Source organism: Pseudobutyrivibrio ruminis (assembly GCF_015057245.1).
Lineage (GTDB): Bacteria > Bacillota > Clostridia > Lachnospirales > Lachnospiraceae > Pseudobutyrivibrio > Pseudobutyrivibrio ruminis_E.
The window spans coordinates 46,528-53,037 of record NZ_SVET01000019.1; the positions used below are offsets into that span (position 1 = coordinate 46,528).

Below are 6,510 nucleotides of genomic sequence, written 5' to 3' on the forward strand. Positions count from 1 at the left end.
AATGAGAGAACAAGAATTAAAAGAGAATTTAACAAATGTAGAGGAAAGAGTTGCGGCTGCTTGCAAGAGAGCAGGAAGAGCAAGAGAGGAAGTTACTCTTATTGCAGTTAGTAAGACAAAGCCAGTAGAGGATTTGCAGGTGATTTATGACGCAGGTATTCGCAGCTTTGGTGAGAACAAAGTTCAGGAACTTACAGGAAAGATTCCTGAGATGCCAAATGATATTGATTGGCATTTAATCGGTCACCTCCAACGTAATAAAGTTAAATATATTGTAGATAAGGTTAAGCTTATTCATTCTGTAGATAGTTACAGATTAGCTGAAGAGATTAATATTCAGGCTAAAAAACATGGAATAGTTGTACCAATTCTTATCGAAGTAAATGCAGCTAACGAAGCTACAAAGTTTGGTGTTAAGCTTGAAGAAACATTACAGCTTTGTGAAGAAATCTCTCATTTGGAGAATGTTCACATCGAAGGATTAATGACTATAGCACCAAATGTAGTGGTTTCTGAAGAAAATCGACCAATTTTTAACAAAATAAAGGCTTTATCGGTTGACATAGCAAGTAAAAACCTTGATAATGTAGATATGAGAATTTTATCTATGGGAATGACAAATGATTTTGAAGTTGCCATAGAAGAAGGTGCTACTCATGTACGTGTAGGTACAGCAATCTTCGGTGAGAGAAACTATAATATTTAAATAAAGAGGAGTATGTTATGTTTGAAAGAATGCTTGACGCGATGCATCTTAGTGACGACTACGACGATTATGATGATGATGAATTATATGATGAGGAAGAGGATAAATCCTTCTTCAACAAATTCGGAAAGAATTCAGACGAAGAAAGACGTCCAGTTTTGAACAAGCCTTCTGAAAAAGAGACTAGAGCTGCTAAACCAGCTCCAAAGATTACACCTATGAGAAATAAAGGGAAAGGAACTGTTATGGAGGTTTGTGTTATTAAGCCATCTTCATTCGAGGATGCCAGAGAGATTTCTGAGACACTTTTAGCTGATAGAACCGTTTTACTTAATATGAAAGGTTTGGATTTAGGAGTTGCTCAGCGTATCATTGATTTCACATGTGGTACATGTTATGCAATCGATGGTAACCTTCAGAGAATCGAAGATTACATCTTCATTATCACACCTGCAGGAGTTGAGCTATCTGGTGATTTAGCAGGAATCGTTGATGCCTTTGACTTTACAGGAATTCAAACAGGCTTTTAAATTTTAAGCACCAGATTATCTGGTGCTTTTTTTCTTTTGACTTATGTTGACTTGCTTTTGATCATTACGGGAGAATAAAATGCTTCAAGAATTACTAATCAATTATGAGAACAAGCCATGTTATAAAATTGTATTTAGACCAGATTTTTCTGATTTAATAAATGTATTTAACTCAGAAGTAAACCATCAATATGATAAGATTTGTATTGTTACAGATTCCAATGTAGCTAAGCTATATTTACATGAAATTATATCAGGATTTAAGAATATTGATTCAGAAGTATACTCATTTAGCTTTGATGCAGGAGAAGAATCTAAGAATCTTAGTATTGTTAATTTGTTATATCAGCATTTAATAAATCATAAATTTACCAGAAACTCACTACTTGTTGCTTTGGGTGGCGGTGTTGTTGGTGATTTAACTGGCTTTGCTGCGGCTACTTTTTTAAGAGGCATTGATTTTATTCAAGTTCCTACTACATTGCTTTCTCAAGTTGATAGTTCTGTAGGCGGCAAAACAGGTGTTGACTTCAACCAATATAAAAACATGGTTGGTGCGTTCTATATGCCAAAGCTTGTTTATATGAATATTGGTTCTTTAAATACACTGGATGATAATAACTTTATTTGTGGTATGGGTGAAGTTGTTAAGAGTGCTCTTATTGCTGATAAGGATTTCTATAATTGGCTTAAGGCTAATTCTACTTTGTTAAAAGAGCGCAATTATGATGCCTTGGCATATGCTGTTGGAAAGTGCTGTGGAATTAAAGGCCATGTAGTTGAAATTGATCCAAAGGAAAAAGGTATCAGAGCGTACCTTAATTTTGGTCACACCATTGGCCATGCTATTGAGAAGCTTAAGAATTTTACATTGGGACACGGACAGTGTGTTGGACTTGGAATGGTCTCAGCAATTTATTTATCTAACAAATTATCTTACATATCGGATGATGAGGTTTCTGATATTATTGAGACTTTGAAGGAGTTTGGTATTCCTGTTAGTGTAGATGGTTTGAATCCAACAGAAGTTCTTGCAGCTACCAAGTCAGATAAAAAAATGACTGGAAACAAGATTAAATTTACTATATTAAAGGCGGTAGGTCAGGCCGATTCGTATTTGGATTTTTCCGATGAAGATTTGCTTTGGGCTATAGATAAGGTGCTAGTTTAATGTTTTACAAATATAAAAAATCAATTTCATTGCTTTATAGTTTAATACTTACAGTTTTACTTATTGCTCTTGATCAGTTTACTAAGCTTTTGGCTGTGAGACATCTTATGAATAAAGAAGATATAATTCTTATTCCAAATGTATTGCAGCTGCATTATTTGGAGAATACAGGTGCGGCTTTTTCTATTTTAGAGGGAAAGCAGATTGTATTTGCAATTATTACACCGATTCTTCTTGTAGCTCTTTGCTATATTTTGGTAAAGATGCCTCAGACTAAGAAATACCAGGCTTTAGATTATATTATTGTGTTTTTGATTGCAGGAGCTATAGGCAATTATATCGATAGAATCATGAATAACTATGTTGTTGATTTTATTTATTTTTCCCTTATTAATTTTCCTGTATTTAATGTTGCAGATTGCTACGTTACAGTTTCTGTTATTTTACTGTTAATTCTTATTATGTGGTATTATACAGATGAAGATTTAGATGATATAAAAAAAGGATTAAAGATTACAAAGAATGGATGAATTTACTTTATCAATTGAAGATTCTGCAGATTGTGGAGTCAGAATAGATAAATATTTAGCTCAAGCATTACCTGAGAAATCACGAAGCTACTATCAAAAAGCTATTGATAGTGGCTTTGTTTTAGTTAATGGAAAACAAGTAAAATCTAAATATCAGACCAAACTTGGTGACGATATTGTGGTAAGCATAGAGCCTGTAAAAGAGATAGATATTCAGCCTGAGGATATTCCTATTGAAATTCTTTACGAGGATCAGGATGTAATTGTTGTTAATAAGCCTAAGGGAATGGTTGTGCATCCAGCACCAGGTCATTATTCTGGTACACTTGTCAATGCGCTTATGTATCATTGCAAAGATTCATTATCTGGAATTAATGGAGAAATTAGACCAGGAATTGTACATAGAATAGATATGAATACTACAGGGTCTCTTTTAGTATGCAAAAACGATAAAGCTCATAACGATATTGCCGCTCAAATCAAAGTGCATTCAGTAAATCGTATATATAAAGGAATTGTTATTGGAAATTTTAAAGTGGACGAAGGCACGGTAAACGCTAGAATTGGCCGAAATCCGAAAGATAGAAAGAAAATGGTAGTAAGCGATGGTCGAGAGGCAATCACTCATTTCAAGGTTTTAGAGCAATATAAAGGCTATTCTTATGTACAGTTTAAGCTAGAAACCGGAAGAACCCATCAGATTCGTGTTCACATGGCTCATATAGGCCATCCATTGCTTGGGGATGATGTTTATGGAAAGCCAGTCAAGAATCTTCAGGGTCAAACTCTTCATGCTCAAACAATTGGATTTGTTCAGCCTACTACTGGAGAATATGTTGAAGTAGATGCTCCGTTGCCTGCTTATTTTGAAGATTTACTTAATAAATATAGAAAAATGGTATAGGGATTCCTATACCATTTTTTCTATGTATCTTTTCTACGGAAATCTACTGCGTTACGTGCCTGTCGTTTGTGCTCATCTTCAATAGCTGCATAGTAGTCGATAGTTGTATTAATATTTTCGTGGCCTAATACATCAGCTACAAGCCTGATATCGCCGGTTTCACGATAGAGGGCAGTACCATAGGTGCTTCGTAGCTTATGAGGTGTGATTTTTTTGTTTGGGACCACTATTTTGGCGTATTTCTTAACGAGATTTTCAATCGCATCTACACTAATTCTTTTACCTTGAAGGGAATAGAAGAGAGCAGTTTCATGGCCTTCTATAGGATTTATATATTGGCGTTCGCCATTTATATAGTCTTTTAGAACGTCTGCAACCTCCTGATTGAAGTAGATAACGTCCTGTCCGCCTCCCTTTCGAACGATTGTTAAAGAATTAACATGAAAATCTACATCATTTAAATCCAAGCCATTACATTCGCTGACACGGATTCCAGTATTTAGCATCAAAGTAAGGATTGCAAGGTCGCGGCCACGTGTTTTTTGATTATACATGCGTTGGCGCTCAGATGTATAGGCGGTTCCGTTATCAATGGCGTCAAGAATTGCTTGAACCTCATAATTGTTCATTCTAATGATGTTTTTGTCTTTTTTGAGCTTTGGCAATTCAACTGTAGCCATTGGATCATCGTCAATATTGTGTCTGGTATAGTGATACTTGAACATACCACGTAATGGAGACATTTTACGAGCGATTGCTTTTTTATCATTTTCGTGTTGTTCACCTACAACATTTAATTCTAAATAACGTTGGTACTCAATAATATCATCAGCTGTAATTTTATTTAAAACGCCGTAATCAATTTTTTTGAGGTCTGAACTATCAATTGTAGGGTTGGAGGCTCCTAAAAATCGAAAAAAAGTTAGTAGATCATATGAATATGAAATTAAGGTGCTAGGCTGAGTTGTATGTTCCTTAGAATAAATATAATCAGCAGCACACTTAGGAAGCTGTGAGATTAACTCACGTAATTTGATTTTTTGATTCTTTGTTTTGTCTTTGTAGAACTGTGAATCTTTACCCATATTGTAATTCCTCCCAATAATTTGAAAAAAACAGGGGATAGATAGAAATGCCGTGTTTTCGGGCTTTTTTAACACTATCTATCGGATAAACAGATATTTATCCGATAGATACATTTTACTCTCTTCTGCGATTTTTATCAAGTTGATTCAGTAACGATATAAGTAACTTTAAAGTAATTTTTTTAATGTAAATTTATCACTGCATATTTATTGGGTTCTGTACATTTAGATTATATTAAGCCCTATAATGCTATTCTCATAGATACCGTTCCATTTTCACAGCCTAATTCCTCAAACTCCATACGCTTATATAATTCATAGGCTGTTTTCATTACTTCAGGTTTAGTAGTAAATATTATTTGGTCATACCCAAGCTTTCGCGACTTTTCTATCATGGAATTAAGTAGAACTCTTGCATACCCTTTCCCACGATACTCTGGTTTAATAAACAATCGTTTTCCTTCGCAGGTTGTGACATCTACTTTTTTTATAGCTATACAGCCTACAGGTTTACCATTTTCATAACCAACGAGAATTGCTCCACCCTTGTAAAAATCATTTAAATCGGCCAATTCTTTATCAAAAGAAACAAAGCATCCCTCGGCACCTTTTATCTGAGAATACTCAATGAATAATGCTTTTGCCACCTCAATATCATTACATTCTTTTACATCAAAAGTTCCCAATTCTTGTTATCTCCTTCTAACTCTTTCCCAGTCACTTTCCATCATCTGTCTAATCACAACATTTGTCCTCCACTTCATCGCATGCTTCATTATATAGTTTTAAAGCCTCAAGAACCTGATCTTGCTTATCCTTCGGGATTCTTGAGAACACATCTTTAAACTTCTCATACATGTCATTCTCAATCTTATTAAAACGAGCCTCTCCCTCTTTTGTCAGAGTAAGCACAACACATCTACGATCTGTTTTAGAAGGTTCTCGAATGACAAAACCTTTTTGTACAAGTTCCTCAACAGCCCTACTTACCGCACTTTTATCAAGTTTCAGTATCTTCGCCAATTCTTTTACGCAAACACCCGGGCTACGTCCAATCTCCACTACAAGAAAACACTGAGAAGTAGTAACTGAGCATTGGCAGCAATCCGTAGTGTTCAAATTATCAAGATTACGCTCCAGTTCTCTGGTATATTCTCGAAAAACTTTTACTTTATCCATAGTCGAACCTCCTTTTAAATATGAATAATAATTGCAATTGTTGTACATGTCAACTATTTCTTTATATAAATTTAGACTAGTACTATCTGGACGTCCACAGAGGTATATTGATGTTGCATTTAGTGCTGGAAATAATAGGTAAAATTAAAGGAGCTAATCAAACTGAACAGCTCCTTATAATATGTTTATTTAGTCAGACAAATTTGAATTTGTCTCATTTAATTTGAAGTTAATTAATTGACATTTTGTGCATTTCCTAATACACGCTAATGCAAAAGCCATTCCAAGCACGCCTAATCGACAAATTGGATTTGCTTATTTCTTTTTCTTTGGAGCAGGCAATTCATCAACCATAGAATTCAAAAGCTTATTCAAGAAATCTTTGTTATCTATGTCATCAACCAA

General features: G+C 34.7%; 8 protein-coding genes. 5 read left to right on the forward strand and 3 right to left on the reverse strand.

Features of this window, described 5'->3' with window-relative positions:
• Position 1: 1 nt before the first annotated feature.
• The 5 genes from E7274_RS12555 to E7274_RS12575 all read left to right on the forward strand — a co-directional run bounded on the left by E7274_RS12555 (position 2) and on the right by E7274_RS12575 (position 3,841).
• Positions 2 to 706, forward strand: coding sequence for a YggS family pyridoxal phosphate-dependent enzyme (locus tag E7274_RS12555; protein WP_090393973.1), 705 nt, complete (start codon positions 2 to 4; stop codon positions 704 to 706).
• A gap of 17 nt (positions 707 to 723) precedes the next feature.
• Positions 724 to 1,236, forward strand: coding sequence for a cell division protein SepF (locus tag E7274_RS12560; protein WP_033154092.1), 513 nt, complete (start codon positions 724 to 726; stop codon positions 1,234 to 1,236).
• Positions 1,237 to 1,315: 79 nt separating this feature from the next.
• Positions 1,316 to 2,407 (forward strand): 3-dehydroquinate synthase, encoded by a 1,092-nt coding sequence (gene aroB, locus E7274_RS12565; RefSeq protein ID WP_304176338.1) that lies wholly within the window; start codon positions 1,316 to 1,318, stop codon positions 2,405 to 2,407.
• A complete protein-coding gene (lspA, locus tag E7274_RS12570) occupies positions 2,407 to 2,937 on the forward strand; it encodes a signal peptidase II (protein WP_304176340.1) in 531 nt (176 codons plus the stop codon). The genes aroB and lspA overlap by 1 nt, the downstream gene beginning before the upstream one ends.
• A complete protein-coding gene (locus E7274_RS12575; RefSeq protein ID WP_304176342.1) occupies positions 2,930 to 3,841 on the forward strand; it encodes an RluA family pseudouridine synthase in 912 nt (303 codons plus the stop codon). Before lspA ends, E7274_RS12575 begins: the two co-directional genes overlap by 8 nt.
• A 20-nt stretch (positions 3,842 to 3,861) precedes the next feature.
• On the opposite strand, the gene E7274_RS12580 is transcribed toward E7274_RS12575, so the two are convergent.
• From E7274_RS12580 to E7274_RS12590, 3 genes are all read right to left on the reverse strand, one after another.
• A complete protein-coding gene (locus E7274_RS12580; protein WP_304176344.1) occupies positions 3,862 to 4,926 on the reverse strand; it encodes a tyrosine-type recombinase/integrase in 1,065 nt (354 codons plus the stop codon).
• Between the two features lie 242 nt (positions 4,927 to 5,168).
• On the reverse strand, positions 5,169 to 5,612 hold the full coding sequence (locus E7274_RS12585; RefSeq protein WP_304176346.1) for a GNAT family N-acetyltransferase: 444 nt from the start codon (positions 5,610 to 5,612) through the stop codon (positions 5,169 to 5,171).
• A gap of 49 nt (positions 5,613 to 5,661) precedes the next feature.
• Positions 5,662 to 6,105, reverse strand: a complete 444-nt coding sequence (locus tag E7274_RS12590) for a MarR family winged helix-turn-helix transcriptional regulator (RefSeq protein ID WP_304176348.1) — start codon at positions 6,103 to 6,105, stop codon at positions 5,662 to 5,664.
• Between the last annotated feature and the right edge of the window lie 405 nt (positions 6,106 to 6,510).